Here is a 19,278-nt window from a genome sequence, read left to right as displayed (position 1 = left end):
TATCCTCCTAGCACTCTTCAATTCCATCTTCGCTAACCAAATAAATTTTGTCAGAATTTTTTTCACCAATCACTTGATTTTCTTCTATAGTCATTGATTCTGCAACCACACAATTGTATAGTTTTGCTCCCTTCTTAATTACTGTATCGCTCAAAATAACAGAATCTTGAATATCGGTATCTTTTTCTACAGTAATAGATGAAAACAAAACAGAATTATTGACATTACCATAAATCAAGCAATTTTCATTGATTAGAGATTTTTTTACTGTTGCAACCTCGTCGACATAATGAGGAGGAAGATTTCTATTCTTTGTGTAAATTCTCCAACTTGTATCGTACAAATCAAGTTTATTATCCGGATTTAATAAATCAAGATTTGCTTGCCAATAACTTCTTACAGTTCCTACATCTTTCCAATATCCACCAAATTTCCATGCAAACACATTCAAGCCATCATCAATTATTTTAGGGATTATGTTCATACCAAAATCGTGTTTGGAATTTTTGTCTTCATTATCTTCTATCAAATATTTTTTCAAAGTGTGCCAGTTAAAAATATAAATTCCCATTGAAGCCAAATTACTCTTAGGATTTGCAGGTTTTTCTTCAAACTCTACAATTTTACCATTATCATCAGTATTCATAATCCCAAACCTACTAGCTTCACTCCAATCAACTTCCATAACTGCAATAGTAAGTTCACTATTTTTTTCTTTGTGATACTTCAAGATTTTATTGTAATCCATCTTGTAAATATGATCCCCGGATAAAATAACCACATATTCAGCATCTAATTCATCCAAAAAATTCATATTTTCATAAATTGAGTTTGCAGTACCTTCATACCAGTTACCACCACTTTCAGTAGCAAATGGAGATAAAATCCTTAACCCACCTGAATTTCTCGACAAATCCCAGCTTGAACCATTTCCTAAATGCGAATTCAATTTGAATGGTTTGTACTGAGTTAGAATCCCAACATCTCTAATATCGGAATTTGCAGCGTTACTTAAAGCGAAATCAATTATTCTATATTTTCCGCCAAAAGAAACTGCTGGTTTTGCAACATTTTTAGTCAAAGCTTTGAGTCTTGAACCTTGACCACCAGCTAAAAGCATTGCAACTACTCTATTTCGTGCTTTCATAAGCCCTCCTATTTTTTATTGATATTTCTTAATTTATTTAACTTAATAAACATTGCAGAAAATGGTTCTATATCAACTGAAATAGAAAATTCTCTGTCATTATGCTTTATATTTTTTGAATAATATGGTTTGTTTCTATTCAAATTACCACCGTATTTTTTCATCGAAGAATTAAGTACAACTGAATAAAGAGCGTAATCGTCAACACCAACAGGATAATTTTTTCTTAAAACAGGTGTAAAATTAAATATGCAAATAATTTTCTCATTCTTCGAGTTAATTCTCTCGAAAATTATCAAAGATTCATTTGAATTATTAACATCTTCCCATTGAAATCCTGAGTAACTGCTGTCCAAATCATAAAATTCGTCATTTGTTTGATAGAATTTATTCAAATCACTCATGAATCGTTTTAGTTTTTGATGCTTTTCGTATTCTAAAACTTCCCATGTAACTTCTTTATATTCATTCCACTCATCAAATTGTCCTATATCATTTCCCATGAACAATAGTTTTTTACCAGGATGAGCAAACATAAATGAATATAAAAGTCTAGTTTGATCAAACTTTTCATCGTAAGTTCCTGGCATTTTACCAATCATAGAGTTTTTCATATGCACGACTTCGTCGTGACTAAATGGAAGAATATAATTTTCATTAAAAGCATACATAATAGAAAAAGTTAATAAATTATGATGGTTTTTTCGATAAATTGGGTCAAGTTTCATGTATTTTATAATGTCATTCATCCAACCCATGTTCCATTTAAAATCAAACCCAAGCCCATTTTTTTCTACAGGCTTTGTAACATTTGGCCAAGAAGTAGATTCTTCAGCAATCACAAATACACCAGGGACTTCAGATTTTATTGTTTGATTTAATTTTTTAATAAATTCAATAGCTTCTCTATTTTCTACACTTCCATCTTCATTTCTGATATCTTTTCCTGAAAAATTCAAATAAATCATATATGCAACTGCATCTACTCTTAATCCATCAATATGATAATACTTAAACCAAAATAGTGCCGAGGATATCAGAAAATTAACGACTTCTTTTTTTGAAAAATCAAAGTTCAAAGTACCCCATTGATCATTGTCAGCAAGATACTTATTTGATTTTTCAAATAAATTATTCCCATCAAATTTTCTTAAACCAAAATCATCCTTGCAAAAATGTGCTGGAACCCAGTCCATGATTACGCCGATATCATTTTGATGTAATTTATCTATCAAATACATCAAATCTTTTGGACAACCAAACCTTGAAGTAGCTGCAAAAAATCCCGTAAGTTGATATCCCCATGATCCGTCAAATGGATGCTCCATCAATGGCATAAACTCAACATGAGTATAATTCATTTCCTTGAGATATTTTACAAGTTCATCTGCAAGTTGAATATACGATAGATAATTTTCCCCATGTTTTCTCCATGAAGATAGATTAATCTCGTATATACTCATTGGACTGTGTATTTTATCAGTTTTTTTTCTTCTTTTTAGCCATTTACTATCATTCCATTTATAACCATTTATTTCGTAAACCTTGCTTGCCGTTTTTGGTCTTAATTCACTGTGAAGTGCGAACGGATCAGCTTTGTATAAAATTTCTGAATCCTGTGTTACGATTCTGTATTTATACGAGTCGAAAATTTGTACATCTTTAAGGCATATCTCCCAAATCTCACCATCATTTAGTTTTTTTAATGGGAGTGAATAATCATCCCAATCATTGAAATCTCCAACCAAATTTACATATTTCGCATTGGGTGCCCATACTAAAAACCTAGTGAAACTACCTTCTTCATTGGAATAAATATGTGAACCTAGAAAATTATACAATTTATTATTATTTCCTTCGTGAAACAAATACACATCTGTCTCATAATTTTCTTGATAAAAATACTCTTTCATATTTTCTCCTAGCTCTTAAGCATCAAATATCAGAACTTATTCGCCGGTTATCATGTTTATAGTCATGATTTTATTCTTTAAATCTAATAGTTGATTATTTAGTTGATTGTACTCTTCTGAGTCCAGGTTGTTATGATCAAATAATTCTTTGTTTTCATATAATCTATCTACTTTTTGTTTTATTTTCTCTAATTCTTCATACAGATCATTGTTTAAACGATTAGTAGATATTTCTTGTTCAATATCGTATTCTCCAGCTTCAAATTCTTCTGTTGAATAAATTTCAGGTATCACAGAATCAATATTATATTTTTCTCTCAACAAATCAGATAAAGCATCTGCCCCTTCAGATTCACCATGAGTTATGAATATTTTTTTAGGTTTTGTTTTCATGTTTCCAACAAAATCTAGTAAGTTATTTTGGTCAGCATGACCAGAAAAACCTCCTAAATTATATATTTCGGCATTGACTTTTATTGTTTCTCCGAATAGTTTTACTTCATCTATTCCATCTAACAAAATTCTTCCAAGTGATCCTTCTGCTTGGTAACCAACAAAAACAACGGCATTTTTTTCATCCCATAAATTATGCTTTAAGTGGTGACGAACTCTTCCTGCTGTAGCCATTCCGCTTGAAGATATGATTACTCTTGGAAACTTTACGTTATTCAGCATCTTTGATTCATCAATGTTTTTTACGTAGTGTAAGTTTTCGAATTCAAAAACATTATCCCCACTGGAAATATAATCCTTAGCCTTTTGATTAAATAAATCACTATTTTTCATAAAAGCTTTCGTAGCTTCAAGAGCCATCGGGCTATCTACATATACCGGGACTTTCTTTTCATAATGATCTTTAATTTGATAATCATAATAACTATTTAATTCATAAATAATTTCCTGAGTTCTACCAACTGCAAAACTAGGAATAATTACAGTGCCTCCTCTGGCTGAAACTTTTTCGATTATGTCAATCAATGATTCAACACTTTCTTTGTAAGGCTCATGAATTCTGTTACCATAAGTAGATTCCATAACCAAATAATCACAACCTGACAAAGTTTGAGGATTATTTAAAATAGGGTTATTGGAAGTTCCTATATCTCCAGAGAAAATAATTTTAGTAGTTTTATTATTCTCAGTTATAAATATTTCTAAACTGGAAGATCCTAGCATATGCCCAGCATCTCTGAAAATAACTTTAATATCCTCATTTATCTTTACAACTTCGTCATAATAACGTGCTCTAAATAACGAGATGCAACTCATCGCATCTATCGTAGTATAAAGTGGGCTTAGCAGTGTTTTGCCAGATCTTTGTCTTTTTCTGTTTTCCCATTCAACGTCACTTTCTTGAATTTTGGCACTATCCATTAGCATTATTTCTGACAAATCTTTCGTAGCTTTTGTGCAATATATAGGACTTCTAAATCCTTTCTTATATAAAAGAGGAATTCTTCCTGTATGATCGATATGTGCATGAGTCAAAATCATAAACTCAGCTTCACTAAAATCTATATCGTCATGATTTTTTTGTTCCAATTCCTTACTACCTTGAAACAAACCACAATCAACCATGAATTTATGTTTCTCAGTTTCAACTAAATAGCACGAACCTGTAACCTCTTGTGCCGCTCCTAAAAATGTAATTTTCATCAAATCACCCCTATTATTTATATACCCAAAAATCATTTGTTATAGTAAAATATCCGCAAACTATATTTTGCGGATAATAATTTATTTTTGCTTTCTTTTTCTTTTTTCTTCCAAGTTTTTTGCTATTAAAGTATCCAATACTAATTCATATCCCTGAGCACCATTTTGTAAAGATCTATTAACTCTACTTATGGTTGCTGTTGATGCGCCAGTATCTTTTTCAATTTCTGAATATGTCTTTCTTATTTTAAGTAACTTTGCTACTTCTAATCTTTGAGAAATTGAATGAAGCTCTCTCAATGTGCAAACGTCTTCAAAGAAGCGTTGTAATTCATCTTTACCATTTAACATCATAATCGCATCGAAAAATTCATTTAGTGTTTTGTCTTCGATATTAATTTCAGCCATAATATTACTCCTTCTATTCTTTTTTTGGGTAACCTTTATCCACTTATAAATATAATATAATGCATTTGATAATTTAAGTATACACGCTTTTTCTTACTAAAGCAAATGTTTTTTTAGATTAAATTTTTATTACAAAATGTTAAACTAATTCAATAGAAAAATTATGATACTTTATATTTTTATACACATTATATACCCAAAAATGTTAGCATTTATTCTATTAAAATTAATTTTATTGTTAATTTAAAATTAAATTTTTTTAATAAAAAAAGGGAATCTACCAAATGATAAATTCCCATTAAAATTATTTATTGTATTTTTTTGATTTATATCTTAATTGAGTATCCAAAATCTTCTTTCTCAATCTCAAATGATGTGGAGTAATTTCAATTAGTTCGTCTTCTTCAACAAATTCCATCATTTCTTCCAAACTCATAATTTTTGGAGGAGAAAGCTTTAACGCTTCATCTGCTGCTGAAGATCTAATATTTGTTTGTGCTTTTTTCTTACAAATATTAACTTCTATGTCTAAACCTTTTGCATTAGAACCTACAACCATTCCTTCATAAACTTCATCTTGTGGTTGTACGAATAAAATCCCCCTATCTTGTGCTGCATTTAATCCGTAAGCTGTCGCAGTTCCTGTATCATACGAAATCAATGAACCCAATTGACGTTTTGGAATTTCGCCTTTATATGGCTCATATCCTTTTAATTCTGTATTTATAACACCATTACCCTTAGTATCACTTAAAAACTCTTGACGGTATCCTATAAGACCTCTGGAAGGTATTTCAAATGTAAGTCTAGTGTATCCACTTGATGTATTTGAAATATCTTGCAATTCACCTTTTCTTGTGCCTAATTTTTCAATAACTGTTCCAACGAATCCTTCTTCAATATCAATTGTAACTATCTCTATTGGTTCGAGAATTTTTCCGTCGTCATCTTTCTTGAATAAAACTTCAGGTTTTGATACTTGGAATTCAAATCCTTCACGTCTCATGTTTTCAATTAAAACAGACAAATGAAGTTCTCCCCTACCACTTACTCTAAAAGTATCTGTAGAATCTGTATCTTCAACTTTTAAGCTTACATCAGTTTCTAATTCTTTGTACAATCTAGCACGAACTTGTCTACTTGTTACAAACTTTCCATCTCTTCCTGCAAATGGAGAGTTATTAACAGAGAAATTCATCGCCAATGTTGGATTTGAAATACTTACAAATTCTATAGGTTCTAGGTCCTCTTCATTAGTCAAAGTATCTCCTATTTCAATTCCTTCAACACCTGTCAAGGCAACAATAGATCCAAATTTTGATTCACTAACTTCTACTCTGTTTAATCCGTCAAATTCATAAATCTTTGTTACTTTGATTTTCTTTTTCTTTTCAGGATCATTGTAATTAACAATCACACAGCTATCATTGACTTTTACTTTCCCTTGCTCAATTTTACCTATACCAATTCTTCCAACATAATCGCTAAAATCAGTTGTTGAAATCAAAAGTTTGAATGGAGCATCTTCTTCTCCTTCTGGAGCAGGAATATAATCTATGATTTTATCCAATAAAGCAGTCATATCTTCTGGTCTTTCTTCAAGATCATCAGTTGCAAATCCTTCTCTAGCAGAAGCAAATACAAATGGTGAATCTAAATAAGATTCATCTGCATTTAATTGGATGAACAAATCCAAAATTTCGTCTACTACTTCATCTACCCTGGCTTCTTTTCTATCGATCTTATTAATACATATAATCGTAGGTAAATTTAGTTCAAAAGCCTTTTTCAATACGAACTTTGTTTGTGGCATAGGACCTTCAAAAGCGTCTACTACCAAAACAACGCCGCTTGTCATCTTTAATACACGTTCAACTTCTCCCCCAAAGTCAGCATGACCTGGAGTATCTATAATATTAATTTTATGATTTTTGTAGTTAATTGCAGTATTTTTTGAAAGAATAGTAATTCCTCTTTCGCGTTCAATATCGTTACTATCCATAACACGTTCTTGAACTTCCTGATTTTCTCTAAAAATACCACTTGTTTTCAATAACCCATCTACCAAAGTTGTCTTACCATGGTCAACATGGGCAATTATTGCTACATTTCTTACATCTTCTCTTTTCAAAATTCCACTTCCCTCTAATTTGTGACACTTCATTATATCACAAAAAACAAAAAATAAAAGAAAAATTTATGTAAAAATCGTATTAGATAATTTTTCACAATAAAACAAGCTATTAGATTCCTCGTTAATTAGGCTTCACTAATAGCTTTGCTTCAACATAATTCTCTTTAATTTTTAATTCGTCAGCTAATTCACTTACTATAAATAATCCTCTTCCTCTGACATAAATATCATTATTAAAATAACTGTTAGAACAATAATCAATTCCCGTACCTTCATCTTTTACACAAATTTTTACGGAGTCATCATTTAATTTTATTTTAAAAGTTATTTTTTTATTTATATCAAATTGGTTACCATGTTCTAGTCCATTAAATATTAATTCATTAATTATTAATCGTATATCATAAAGAAGTTCTTCATCCGGTACAACTTTTCTTAATAGTCTGAGCATAGTATGAATATTTTTAGTAGCAATTGATCTATCACTGACAAACTGCCTCTTAAACATATACATATTATCACCCAGTATGATTATACCCAAATATTCAGGAAATTTAACATTTTATCATTAAATGTTTAAAATATAAATAAAAACCAAAAAATGATTAGAAATTTTTACAGTGGGTATATATAATTTATACCTGATGACAGGTAATTATCTTAAAGGGGGAAATTAAACATGAAAAAATATGTATGTGACGTATGCGGATATATCTACGATCCAGCTGAAGGAGATCCAGATGCAGGTGTTCAACCACAAACAGCTTTTGAAGATTTAGCTGAAGATTGGGTTTGCCCAATTTGTGGCGCTGGAAAAGAAGATTTTTCAGTAGTAGAATAATTCAATACAATTAGTCGATTGGCAATAATATCATAAAAGACATAATATTATTGTCAATCAAAAAATGTTTTAAAAATAAAACCCCAAGAAATTGGGGTTTAATTACTTTTATTCTTCAATTCCACTTCCATGTTTTAAAATCATTTCAAGCTGTTCAATTACAGCTTCTTTATTTTTCTTAGAAGTTGAACTATATTCGTAGATTAGATTATCATCATCTATGCATAGTTCTTTTTTTATTATGTTTAAGTTCTTTTTAATCATAGTTTTACCGATTTTATCTAGTTTTGTTGCAATAACAAATCCACAAAATCCACTTTGAATTATCCAATTGTACATTTCCTTATCTTGTACGGTTGGCTTATGTCTAATATCTACAATCAAAAACACTTCATACAAATTTCTTCTATTATTCAAATAAGTTTCAATAACTTGAGCCCACTTTTTCTTTTCGGATTTTGATGTTTGGGCATACCCATATCCGGGCAAATCCACTAATCTAAACTCATTATTTGCATTGTAAAAGTTTACTGTGCGGGTTTTCCCTGGTTTAGAAGAAGTCCTAGCTAAGTTTTTTCTGTCTAGAATTGAATTGATAAAAGATGACTTACCTACGTTACTTCTTCCACAAAAAGCAATTTCTGGCAAAGATTCATCTGGATATTGTTCTTTTAAAAACGCGATTTTCTCTAAATCAGAATTAATTATTCTCATGTTCACCTCCATATAGTGTATAATTGATTATATCAAAACTTTAAAAATTTTCATAAATCCTTATATAACGGTATTAATTTATTATTTTATAATGCTTTGAGATTAAAAGTAAATATTGCTCCTTTGGGCTTATTGTCTTCAACTTTTATTGACCCGCCATGTGCTTCTACTATGATCTTACATAGATATAACCCTAAACCTATACTTCTTTTATTGTCAGATATTTTATCATTGGATGTATAAAATTTTCGAAAAATTTTTTCCTTATCATTATCTCTTATACCATTTCCATCATCACAAATTTGTATTATTGTATTTCCGTCCTTTTTAAAAGCTTTAATCAGAATATTTGATCCTTCATCTGTATATTTTATAGCATTATCTACCAAGTTTATGATTACTTGAATAATTAGCCTTACGTCCATGTTTGCCATCAAATATTCATCTTCAATATCAACATTTATATTGTGTTTTCTTTTATCTCTATTTATATGCTTTAAAGCTTCATCAATTACTTCTTCAACAATTTGTGGTTCAATTTTTAGCTTCATCCTTCCTTCTTCTACTCTAGTAATAGATAGTATGTTTTCTATCAGATTTAACAGCCATTGAGAATCATCATAAATATCTTGAAATAGTTCTAATTTCATTGATTCAGTCAAGTTTTTATAGTTATTTAGCAATATATCCGAATCCCCACAAATAGTGGTTAAAGGTGTTCTCAAATCATGTGATATAGATCGTAATAGATTGGTCTTAAATTGCTCATCTTTTATTTTCAAGTTTGCTCTATTCTTATCCTCAATCACTTTTTCCTTCTCAAGTGCTAGTGACATATCTCCTAGAATAGCTAATAAGATTTTGTTTTCAACCGAATCCAACCTGTCCTTATATAAATATATACCAATTATTCCATAAACATTTGTATTATTTCTTATAGTATAATACAGATATTTAGCCTCTGGTAAATATCTGGTAGTAGCCCCAGCATTACTATTGTGTAAATAAGCCCATTCTACTATTTCCTTTTCTTCTTCCGGATCCGAAATTTCATTATCCTTTACAGAATTATAACAAAATTTTAATGGCTTTTGAATTTCATTATCTAATATATCATAATATTTAATATTTCTTTTTAATAGATTCGATAACTGATTACATCCTGTTTCAATTATTTCAGATTTCGTTATTTTAGATTGTAACATCTGATTTGTCTCTAATAATAACTTAGTAATGTATATCATATTAGATGAATTTTCTGCACTTTTTTTTATACGACTAGCTAATTTACTCGTCAAAAATGAGACTATCAATAAAACTAAAAATGTTATTATATAATTTTTATTATAAAAAGAAAAACTCAAAGTTGGCTCAGTAAAACAAAAATTAAAAGCTAAAACACAAATTATCGATGCCGTCATACTTAAAATTTCATTATACGTTATAAGCGCTATAAAAAACACTCCTAATATATATATCATTATAATATTTGATTCACCAAATTTATAAAAATAAAATACATAACCAGCTAATGTGCATAAAATCAATATAAATAAACTAATAAATACATCTCGAATGATGTTTTTATTAGTTTCAAATCGTTTAATTGAAAAATCCTCGTAAAAAGGAACGATATGAATGTCTATATCCTCAATCTTTTCAATCACTTCATCACAGATGCTTTTATTTAATATAAAAAAATTCCTCTGGTTGTTGTTTCTCCCCAGAACAATTTTTTTTACTCTGTATAACTTTGCAAAATTAACTATTTGAGCCGCAATATCATCATCATAAATTATTTCAATCATGGCTCCGATACTTTCAGCTAAATCTAAGTTTTGTTGTAAAAATCCTTTTTCTTGTTTTTTTTGGTAATCATTTCTATCGCAAACATATAATGCAATAAGCCTTGCGTTTTCTTTACTAGCTATTTCGTTGGCTTTCTTTATTACCAAGCTATTTGACTTTGCATCAGATATACAAACTAATATTGAATCTTTAGCTTTTTCAATCATATTATTTCTCCGAATCTGACTTATTAACCCTTATCATTTTATATCCTACGCCTATATGAGTTTGAATATACTTCTCACAAGATACTTTTTCTATTTTTTTCCTAAGAGAAGTCATATAAACTCTTAATGAAGATAAATCAGAATCTAAATAATTCACCCAAATAGTTTTTAAAATATATTGATGAGTAAGAACTTTACCTATATTTTTGGATAGTAAACATAATAAACTGTATTCAATTGGCATTAAATGGATTTCTTCTCCTTTAACAAACACACTTCTTGAAGGATAATCAATTTTTATATCGCCATTCTCAAATGTTACATTATTATCTATTCTATTATTTTCAGAATAATTTAAACGTCTTATCGTAGAGCGAACTCTAGCCAATAATTCCTCAACATTAAATGGTTTAGTTAAAAAATCATCAGCTCCTGCATCTAATGCTTCTATTTTATCTTCGTCGTTACTCCTCGCACTTATTACAATAATCGGAGTAGTTGAAAACTCTCTGAATTTTTTAATAAGATCAATTCCGTCAATATCAGGTAACCCTAAATCTACAAAAACTATATCGTATTTGTTCGTAGTAAATAACAATAGTGCTTCACTACCATTTACAGCTAAATCATAATTAAATCTATTTATTTTTAAAGTATTAGAAATTAGATTTCTAACTGCTCTGTCATCTTCTATTATTAATATTCTTGTGTTGTCATTCATTTTTCACCCCTCTATATTATACAATATCTATTTAAAATAGAATTAAAAAAACTAGGTCTCTGACAAAATTTTCTATATGTGGGACCTAGTTTTATATCATATACCTATAATTATTTTTTCAACTCTTTAATCAAGTCAATATTTAATTCAAGTACATTCACAGTGTTTTCTCCAAAAATACCAAATAGTTTATAGTTAGTATTCTTTTTAATTAATTCTTCAATAACTTTTTTAGATAATCCAGTGTTTTTTTCTATTCTGTCAACTTGAATATTTGCAGCTTTTATAGATATATGTGGATCTAGACCAGATGCTGATTGTGTTATTATATCTTCTGGAATATCAGATTTTTTTATTGATGGATTTTCAAGTAATAATTTATTAGTATCTTGGCTAATTCTTTGCTTTAATTCTGGGTTACTTACAGCTAAATTTTCACTACCAGAAGATATTGCTTCATGTTTATTTCCTGTAAATACATTATAATTAACTGCAGATGGTCTGCAATGAAATAACCTAGGATCTGTAAATTCTTGACCTATTAACTTTGAGCCTACAACTTTATTATTGTAACTTACTAAACTTCCATTAGCTTGTTTGAAAAAAATGAGTTGACTTATTCCTGTAAGAAAGAAAGGATAAATAACTCCACACAAAACAAACATAAATAACGATACAATAAAAGCTTTTTTAATTTTTTTCAAAAACTTCATTAATTTCTCCTTTTAAACCCCAAGTAAAGTTAACAATGGGCTAACCAAAATATCTATTATTTTTATTCCAATGAACGGACAAATTATTCCTCCTAAACCATATATAAGCATATTCTTACCTAACATTTTTGATGCTGACATAGGTTCATATTTTACCCCTCTCATGGCTAAAGGTATTAAACAAGGAATAATTATGGCATTAAATATCAATGCTGATATAATTGCACTTGATGGTGTACTCAATGACATAATATTTAATACTTTCATTTTTGGAATTGCTACTGTAAAAATCGCTGGTATTATTGCAAAATATTTGGCTATATCATTTGAAATAGAAAATGTCGTTAATGATCCTCTAGTTATCAGTAATTGCTTTCCTATTTCTATAACTTCCAAAATTTTTGTTGGATTTGAATCCAAATCTACCATATTAGCAGCTTCTTTTGCAGAAGTTGTTCCACTATTCATTGCTATCCCAACATCTGCTTGAGCCAATGCTGGAGCATCATTTGTGCCATCTCCCGTCATTGCTACAATCTTACCTAGCGATTGTTCTTTTTTTATAGCTTCTATCTTATCTTCAGGTTTACATTCTGCAATATACCCGTCGACGCCAGCTTCTGCCGCTATTGTCGCAGCTGTTAATGGATTGTCTCCAGTACACATTATAGTTTTAATACCTATTTTTCTTAATCGTTCAAATCTTTCCCTTAAACCTGGTTTTACAGTGTCTTTTAAATAGATAATGCCGTAGATTACATTATCAACACAAACAACCAATGGGGTTCCACCCAATTTAGATATGCCACTAATTTTTGTTTCTAAATCCCCTGGAATTTCTCCCCCTTTATCTCTTATTAATTTAATTATGGCATCTCCTGAACCTTTTCGAATTGAAGTTCCATTTTTTAGATCTACACCACTCATCTTACTTGACGCTGTAAATTCCACAAATGATGCATCATTGTAGTCATCAAAAATAACTTTTGATCCTAATTTTCTTGCCAATTCTACTGTTGATTTACCTTCAGGTGTATCATCTTTTAGAGATGCAATACAAGAGTAATCAATAAGATCTGACTTATGGATGCCATCTAAATTTATAAAATCACTAGCTAGCCTATTTCCAAAAGTTATAGTTCCTGTTTTATCCAAAATCATTGTGTCAACATCTCCGCATGATTCAACAGCTTTTCCTGACATTGCTATTACATTGAATCTAGTTACACGATCCATTCCAGCAATTCCTATAGCGCTCAATAGTGCCCCTATAGTTGTAGGTATCAAGCAGACTAATAAAGCAATTAAAGTTGATACTGATACTTTAACATTAGCATAAACAGCTATTGGATATAGAGTTATTATAACAATAATAAAAATTATAGTTAGAGAAACTAGCAGAGTGTTAAGTGCTATTTCATTAGGAGTTTTTTGTCTTGATGCTCCTTCTACAAGAGATATCATCTTATCCAAGAAAGACTCTCCTGGTTCAGAAGTAATTTTTACTTTTATCCAGTCAGAAACTACCAAAGTTCCACCTGTAACTGAACAGAAATCTCCCCCACTTTCCTTTGTAACAGGAGCAGATTCACCAGTAATAGCGGATTCATCTATGCTTGCAATTCCTTCTATTATTTCGCCGTCATTAGGAATTATTTCGCCTGACTTTACTAAAACAATATCTCCTTTTTTTAACTCATTACTTGATTTTTCTATTTCTTCGCCATTTTCCAATATACATCTTGCTTTCGTATCTTTTTTTGTTTTCTTAAGGCTTTCTGCTTGAGCTTTACCTCTACCTTCTGCAACAGATTCTGCAAAATTAGCAAAAACTAATGTTATAAATAAAATAACAGACACTAAGCCATTATAAATGTTAGAATTTCTACTTCCATCATCAAATAGTCCCGGAAAGAAAGCAAGTAATAAACATATGAAAAATCCTATTTCAACGACGAACATTACCGGATTTTTTACCATATATTTTGGATTTAGTTTTAAAAAAGCTCCTTTTATGGATGATTTTAATATATCGTTTGTCACAAATTTTGTTTTTTTATTTTTACTCATAACTCCTCCTATAAGGTCAACCACTCTGCTATTGGTCCTAATGCAAGAACCGGCAAGAAAGTTAATGCAGAAAATATATAAACAACAATGACTATAATTATTGAGAAAGTAAGATTATCAGTTTTTAATGTTCCTATAGTTTCGTTAACATTAACTTTTTTAGATAAACTACCAGCTATAGCTAGCTGAATTATTATGGATAAATATCTCCCCAAAAACATTACTAATCCGCAAGTTATGTTCCAAAAAAGATTATTATCTGTTAAGCCTTCAAACCCTGAACCATTATTTGCCGCTGAGGAAGAAAATTCATAAAGCACTTGGCTCAACCCATGAAATCCAGGATTAGTTATTCCTTGTACTCCTCCATTAACACTAACAGCTAAAGCTGAAAACCCTAAAATTAATAAAGGATGTATTATTATTGATAAGGCAGCTAATTTCATCTCGTTTCCTTCTATTTTTTTACCCAAGTATTCCGGAGTTTTTCCTATCATTAGTCCACAAATGAAAACCGCCAAAATGGCATATATTAACATATTCATTAGTCCGACTCCAGCACCTCCGAATACTACATTCATCATCATATTAATAAGAGGAACCATTCCCCCTAGAGGTGTAAGTGTATCATGCATATTATTTACTGTACCTGTTGTAAAAGAAGTTGTTACGGTGGTAAATAAAGTAGATTGAGAGATACCAAAACGCATTTCTTTTCCTTCCATATTTCCAAGATTTTGTGAAATTCCTGAAAGTGTGGCTCCATTAATTCCGTGACTTTCAGTGAAATAACAAATTCCCAATCCTATTAAAAACAATATCGACATCGCTACAAATACAGTTCTTCCTTCTGTACCAATTAATATATGCTTTCTATTAAATGATTTTATACTTTTGTGATCATCATTGTTTGTGGCTTTTTCTTTTGAATTATCATAAGCCATTTTACCAAAAATAAAGATACACGATGCTGGCAATATCATCATTGATAGTAATTCGATTATATTTGAAATGATATTTGGATTTTCAAAAGGTGTTGAAGAGTTCGCTCCAAAAAAACCTCCTCCGTTTGTCCCCAAATGTTTAATTGATTCCAATGCCGCCACTGGTCCAGATGCAATTTGTTGGTTTTTCCCTTCAATTGTACTTACTATCATATTACTATTTAAATTTTGAGGAACTCCTTGTGATACTAATATTATTCCTACTATAATCGAGGCTGGTAATAAAAATCTAGTTATTATTTTAATAAAGTCAACATAAAAATTACCCATTTTTTTACCTAAAATACCTCTTATCATTGCAACACATGCAGCATATCCTGTAGCTGCTGAAGTAAACATCATCATTGTAATTACAAACATTTGAGAAAAATAGGATAAACCAGATTCCCCAGAATAATGTTGTAAATTAGTATTAGTCATAAAAGATATAATAGTATTAAAACTTAATGATTCTTCCATTGCCTGTATTTTATTTGGATTAAATAAATTAAATGATTGAACCCTTAGTACTAGGTATCCAACAAATACCAAACATGCATTAACTAACAATAAAGTTTTTGCATATTGTTTCCAATCCATATCATTTTTATCTATTTTTAATACTTTAAAAATTAATGAATCAAATCTGTCAAAGATAGAATCCAAACAAGTTTGTTTATTAACAGTTATCTTATACAAATAATTTCCAATCGGAAATATAATAATTAAAAATATCAGTAATGTTATCAATATTTGAAACATAATTTCTCCTTCTTAAATTAAAAATCTTATGAAAACACATATAATTTTCTCGATCCATTTGAACCCATATTGTCTAAATTAATACTAGCAGGTGTGTAACTAGGATCTAGAGCCCAAGCAGCTCTTAAGTGTTTCATTGCTAAAAGATGATTGCCTTTAATCTCCATCAATATTCCCAATAAATTATGTGGTACTGGATCATGAGGAAACTCAGCCATTTTTTTATAAATTAACTCTAAGCATTCATCATATTTTCCTAAATCAACTTTGTGTTTTATTATTAAACTAAATTCATACATACAATCTTTTTCATTTTTTATTCCTTCCATAATTTACCTCCAATTTAAAACCCTAAAATTTTTCAGGATTAATTAAAGCATAAAAAAGATAACAAATAATTCCTAATATTAATATTGATATAAATATCATAAAATCCTCCCTATTTTATTTCTTATTTATAATACGATCTATCATATATACAAAATATTTCAACATCAAAAATGATAAAAGTAAAATTACTATCATAATGATATCTTTCATATATAGCGCCTCCTATTTATTAAACTGTAAAATGAGTATATCATCATAGACCTTAAAATGGTTTTAAAAAAAGCCACTGCAATATTAAAATCGCATTAAAATTTAAGCTAAAGCAAAAATTCGATTGTATTTATAGTAAACTATATCTGATAGAGTTTTCTAGGAGATGATTTTATGGATAAAAAAGGAAAATTAACCATATTCTTTGGCTATTGTGCTGGCGTAGGAAAAACTTACAGTATGCTAAAATATGCACATGAAAAAGACTTGGATGGAGCAGATGTTGTAATTGGATATATCGAACCTCACGACAGAAAAGATACGCTTGATTTAATAAATGGTTTGCAGAGAGTAGAAAACAAAAAAATCACATACAAAAATCATGTTTTTTATGAATTAGATATAGATTCTACTATTAAAAGAAAGCCTCAAATTGTATTGGTTGATGAATTAGCACACACTAATGCTCCAACTTCTAGGCATAAAAAAAGATACCAAGATATAGAGGAGTTGCTGAAAGCAGGCATCGACGTATATACTACATTAAATGTTCAGCATTTAGAAAGTCTTCATGATATCATCGAATCAATAACGAGAATAAAGATAAATGAACGTATTCCTGATTATATTTTTGATAACGCTGATAATATAAAAATTATCGATATTGAAGTTGAACAGTTGCTCCAGCGATTAAAAAGCGGAAAAATATACAATGCGATGCAATCACAAAAAGCACTTGCTAACTTTTTTACAAAAGGTAATCTGGTTTCGTTGAGAGAAATAACTCTGAGAAGATGTGCTGATCGTATAAATTTATACACTGATGAAAAAAATAGACCTTTTTTAAAAGAACACATTTTAGTCTGCATTAGCCCTTCACCCACAAATCAAAAAGTAATAAGAACTGCTTATAGAATGGCTAAGTCTTTTCATGCAGAATTTAGTGCATTATTTGTTGAAACGTCAAATTCGAAGTTTTTATCTCAAAAAGAAAAATACGATTTACAAGCTAACATAAATCTTGCAAAACATTTAAAAGCAAATCTAGTTTCAACATATGGAGATGACGTAGCTTTTCAGATAAGTCAATACGCAAAAGTCAGCGGTATTTCAAAATTAGTTTTAGGAAGATCCCTTCAAAAAGTATCTTTATTGAGAAAATCAACAATCATTGATTCAATTACAAAAACAAATCCAACACTTGATATATTTATAATCCCAGATGCAAATCAAGAACCTAAGAAAGTAAAGCTAAACCTTGAAAATCCGTTTCAATTTGATATAGAAGACTTTTTGACTACTTTTTCTATTATTCTAGTATCAACACTGTTGTCTTTTTTCTTCTTTGAACTTGATTTTAGTACAACAAATATTGTATTGGTTTACATTTTATCAACATGTATTGTTGGATTTACAACGAAACATCCAATTTATAATGTAATTTCGTCAATAATTAATATCCTGATAATTGATTATTTCTTTTTAGATCCTTATCTTTCCTTTATAATTAACTCTAAAGAATATTTTATGATATTTTTAATTATGAGCATTGTGTCATTTATAATATGCTTAATGCAAAACAAATTAAAAAAAGAAAATTTATTAGCTATTGAACAGTCTCATAACTTTGAGATTTTATTTAAAATTAGTCAAAGTTTACAGTCAGCAAATAATTACGATAAAATAATGTATCAAACTTGTTATCATCTTTATAAATTATTGAATAGAGTTATAGTTTTTTATCCTATAAAGGATAATGAACTTAAAGCTCCCAAAATTTATAATCCCGAAAATAATGAAAGCGCAAATAACACATATGTTTCAGAAGCAGAAAAAACTGTAGCTCAGTGGGTTTATTTGAACAACGAAAGTGCAGGAGCTACTACAAATACGCTCTCTAGTGCTAAAGGGCTCTACTTTGCTATTAGAAAAGGAAATTACGTATATGGTGTAGTCGGAATCGACATGTCATATAGTAAAAAAAATATTTCTTTAAGAGATAAATCTCTTCTTTTAGCTATGTTAAACGAAGTTGCATTAGCAATGGACTCCATAGAACATTGAGCAATAATACAATAGAAATATTTGATTCAATAAAAAACAAAGTCCCCATAAGTTAAAAAATATTAACCTACGGGGACTTTTATACTAATTTGCTAGAATTATTGTCTTTGTGCCATTTCGTGATCTAATATTGCAAGACCAGCATTACTGTTTTCAGTTCTTTCAAGTTTTGCTATGATATTATCAAAAGTAGCTTCTTCTTCGATTTGTTCGTCAATGAATTTTTGTAGAAGAGTGTATACTTCATAGAATTTGATTTCATGAGCTGCATCAAATAATTCTCTGATTCTTCTTGTAACTTCTTTTTCGTGTTCTAAAGCAGCTTTGAAAATGCTTAATACATCTTTGTCGTAGTCAGCTTTTGGAGCTTCGATTGTTTTGTATTCAATCTTATGTCCAACTTGTTGTAACCATTTTCTGAAGTATTCAGCGTGTTCAAATTCTTCATGGGCTTGCATTTCCATAAAGTGTTCAAATCCATCCCAATCCATATCATTGAATTCAGAAGCCATCTGTTTGTATTCATAGCCTGATTGTAATTCAAAAACTAATTGTTCGTCAATTTTTTTTAATAATTCTTCTCTGTTCATTTTATCA

Annotated in this window: 17 protein-coding genes; 2 read left to right on the top strand and 15 right to left on the bottom strand. The window is 29.6% G+C overall.

The features are described from left to right. Positions 1-7: 7 nt before the first annotated feature. From ACLUJM_RS07000 to ACLUJM_RS06975, 6 genes are all read right to left on the bottom strand, one after another. Entirely contained in the window at positions 8-1,147 is a 1,140-nt protein-coding gene (locus ACLUJM_RS07000; protein ID WP_412412501.1) for a glucose-1-phosphate adenylyltransferase, read from the bottom strand. A gap of 8 nt (positions 1,148-1,155) precedes the next feature. Then, positions 1,156-3,060, bottom strand: a complete 1,905-nt coding sequence (gene glgB / locus ACLUJM_RS06995) for a 1,4-alpha-glucan branching protein GlgB (RefSeq protein ID WP_294685808.1) — start codon at positions 3,058-3,060, stop codon at positions 1,156-1,158. A 36-nt stretch (positions 3,061-3,096) separates the two neighbouring features. Further along, positions 3,097-4,716, bottom strand: coding sequence for an MBL fold metallo-hydrolase RNA specificity domain-containing protein (locus ACLUJM_RS06990; protein ID WP_294685809.1), 1,620 nt, complete (start codon positions 4,714-4,716; stop codon positions 3,097-3,099). A gap of 81 nt (positions 4,717-4,797) precedes the next feature. After that, on the bottom strand, positions 4,798-5,124 hold the full coding sequence (locus ACLUJM_RS06985; RefSeq protein WP_294685811.1) for a YerC/YecD family TrpR-related protein: 327 nt from the start codon (positions 5,122-5,124) through the stop codon (positions 4,798-4,800). A 304-nt stretch (positions 5,125-5,428) separates the two neighbouring features. After that, complete coding sequence (typA, locus tag ACLUJM_RS06980; protein WP_294684995.1) at positions 5,429-7,288, bottom strand: translational GTPase TypA; 1,860 nt, start codon at positions 7,286-7,288, stop codon at positions 5,429-5,431. 91 nt (positions 7,289-7,379) lie between these two features. Next, positions 7,380-7,766, bottom strand: coding sequence for an ATP-binding protein (locus ACLUJM_RS06975; RefSeq protein ID WP_294684996.1), 387 nt, complete (start codon positions 7,764-7,766; stop codon positions 7,380-7,382). Between the two features lie 171 nt (positions 7,767-7,937). On the opposite strand from ACLUJM_RS06975, the gene rd reads away from it, so the two are divergent. Continuing rightward, the gene (gene rd, locus ACLUJM_RS06970; protein ID WP_294684997.1) at positions 7,938-8,099 is read left to right on the top strand and encodes a rubredoxin; all 162 of its coding nucleotides are present in this window, start codon (positions 7,938-7,940) and stop codon (positions 8,097-8,099) included. Between the two features lie 108 nt (positions 8,100-8,207). Here rd and yihA read toward each other — a convergent pair whose 3' ends face one another. The 8 genes from yihA to kdpF all read right to left on the bottom strand — a co-directional run bounded on the left by yihA (position 8,208) and on the right by kdpF (position 16,506). After that, entirely contained in the window at positions 8,208-8,813 is a 606-nt protein-coding gene (gene yihA / locus ACLUJM_RS06965; protein WP_294684998.1) for a ribosome biogenesis GTP-binding protein YihA/YsxC, read from the bottom strand. 86 nt (positions 8,814-8,899) lie between these two features. Next, entirely contained in the window at positions 8,900-10,828 is a 1,929-nt protein-coding gene (locus ACLUJM_RS06960) for a DUF4118 domain-containing protein (RefSeq protein ID WP_304064981.1), read from the bottom strand. Between the two features lies 1 nt (position 10,829). Continuing rightward, positions 10,830-11,549, bottom strand: coding sequence for a response regulator transcription factor (locus ACLUJM_RS06955; protein ID WP_002836769.1), 720 nt, complete (start codon positions 11,547-11,549; stop codon positions 10,830-10,832). Positions 11,550-11,659: 110 nt separating this feature from the next. Beyond that, positions 11,660-12,262 (bottom strand): potassium-transporting ATPase subunit KdpC, encoded by a 603-nt coding sequence (gene kdpC / locus ACLUJM_RS06950; protein WP_094208808.1) that lies wholly within the window; start codon positions 12,260-12,262, stop codon positions 11,660-11,662. A 12-nt stretch (positions 12,263-12,274) separates the two neighbouring features. Continuing rightward, on the bottom strand, positions 12,275-14,332 hold the full coding sequence (kdpB, locus tag ACLUJM_RS06945; protein ID WP_304064973.1) for a potassium-transporting ATPase subunit KdpB: 2,058 nt from the start codon (positions 14,330-14,332) through the stop codon (positions 12,275-12,277). Between the two features lie 8 nt (positions 14,333-14,340). Then, positions 14,341-16,077, bottom strand: a complete 1,737-nt coding sequence (locus ACLUJM_RS06940) for a potassium-transporting ATPase subunit KdpA (protein WP_294685105.1) — start codon at positions 16,075-16,077, stop codon at positions 14,341-14,343. 26 nt (positions 16,078-16,103) lie between these two features. After that, on the bottom strand, positions 16,104-16,406 hold the full coding sequence (locus ACLUJM_RS06935) for a tetratricopeptide repeat protein (RefSeq protein ID WP_002836773.1): 303 nt from the start codon (positions 16,404-16,406) through the stop codon (positions 16,104-16,106). Between the two features lie 22 nt (positions 16,407-16,428). Beyond that, the gene (gene kdpF / locus ACLUJM_RS06930; RefSeq protein ID WP_080545264.1) at positions 16,429-16,506 is read right to left on the bottom strand and encodes a K(+)-transporting ATPase subunit F; all 78 of its coding nucleotides are present in this window, start codon (positions 16,504-16,506) and stop codon (positions 16,429-16,431) included. Positions 16,507-16,791: 285 nt separating this feature from the next. On the opposite strand from kdpF, the gene ACLUJM_RS06925 reads away from it, so the two are divergent. Continuing rightward, a complete protein-coding gene (locus ACLUJM_RS06925) occupies positions 16,792-18,681 on the top strand; it encodes a DUF4118 domain-containing protein (RefSeq protein WP_294685107.1) in 1,890 nt (629 codons plus the stop codon). A gap of 98 nt (positions 18,682-18,779) precedes the next feature. Here the strand turns inward: ACLUJM_RS06925 and ACLUJM_RS06920 are convergent, their stop codons facing one another. Then, complete coding sequence (locus ACLUJM_RS06920; RefSeq protein ID WP_294685108.1) at positions 18,780-19,271, bottom strand: ferritin; 492 nt, start codon at positions 19,269-19,271, stop codon at positions 18,780-18,782. Positions 19,272-19,278 lie beyond the last annotated feature (7 nt).

Origin of the sequence: Finegoldia sp. (assembly GCF_046991905.1) — a bacterium.
Lineage (GTDB): Bacteria > Bacillota > Clostridia > Tissierellales > Peptoniphilaceae > Finegoldia.
Note: the sequence above shows the minus strand (reverse complement) of the source record. Positions and strands in the feature narration are given on the sequence as shown.

Excerpts from the sequence above, each read along its gene's own strand:
- ACLUJM_RS07000 (WP_412412501.1), bottom strand. The coding sequence starts at position 1,147 with ATGAAAGCACGAAATAGAGTAGTTGCAATGCTTTTAGCTGGTGGTCAA.
- glgB (WP_294685808.1), bottom strand. The coding sequence starts at position 3,060 with ATGAAAGAGTATTTTTATCAAGAAAATTATGAGACAGATGTGTATTTG.
- ACLUJM_RS06990 (WP_294685809.1), bottom strand. The coding sequence starts at position 4,716 with ATGAAAATTACATTTTTAGGAGCGGCACAAGAGGTTACAGGTTCGTGC.
- ACLUJM_RS06985 (WP_294685811.1), bottom strand. The coding sequence starts at position 5,124 with ATGGCTGAAATTAATATCGAAGACAAAACACTAAATGAATTTTTCGAT.
- typA (WP_294684995.1), bottom strand. The coding sequence starts at position 7,288 with ATGAAGTGTCACAAATTAGAGGGAAGTGGAATTTTGAAAAGAGAAGAT.
- ACLUJM_RS06975 (WP_294684996.1), bottom strand. The coding sequence starts at position 7,766 with ATGTTTAAGAGGCAGTTTGTCAGTGATAGATCAATTGCTACTAAAAAT.
- rd (WP_294684997.1), top strand. The coding sequence starts at position 7,938 with ATGAAAAAATATGTATGTGACGTATGCGGATATATCTACGATCCAGCT.
- yihA (WP_294684998.1), bottom strand. The coding sequence starts at position 8,813 with ATGAGAATAATTAATTCTGATTTAGAGAAAATCGCGTTTTTAAAAGAA.
- ACLUJM_RS06960 (WP_304064981.1), bottom strand. The coding sequence starts at position 10,828 with ATGATTGAAAAAGCTAAAGATTCAATATTAGTTTGTATATCTGATGCA.
- ACLUJM_RS06955 (WP_002836769.1), bottom strand. The coding sequence starts at position 11,549 with ATGAATGACAACACAAGAATATTAATAATAGAAGATGACAGAGCAGTT.
- kdpC (WP_094208808.1), bottom strand. The coding sequence starts at position 12,262 with ATGAAGTTTTTGAAAAAAATTAAAAAAGCTTTTATTGTATCGTTATTT.
- kdpB (WP_304064973.1), bottom strand. The coding sequence starts at position 14,332 with ATGAGTAAAAATAAAAAAACAAAATTTGTGACAAACGATATATTAAAA.
- ACLUJM_RS06940 (WP_294685105.1), bottom strand. The coding sequence starts at position 16,077 with ATGTTTCAAATATTGATAACATTACTGATATTTTTAATTATTATATTT.
- ACLUJM_RS06935 (WP_002836773.1), bottom strand. The coding sequence starts at position 16,406 with ATGGAAGGAATAAAAAATGAAAAAGATTGTATGTATGAATTTAGTTTA.
- kdpF (WP_080545264.1), bottom strand. The coding sequence starts at position 16,506 with ATGATATTTATATCAATATTAATATTAGGAATTATTTGTTATCTTTTT.
- ACLUJM_RS06925 (WP_294685107.1), top strand. The coding sequence starts at position 16,792 with ATGGATAAAAAAGGAAAATTAACCATATTCTTTGGCTATTGTGCTGGC.
- ACLUJM_RS06920 (WP_294685108.1), bottom strand. The coding sequence starts at position 19,271 with ATGAACAGAGAAGAATTATTAAAAAAAATTGACGAACAATTAGTTTTT.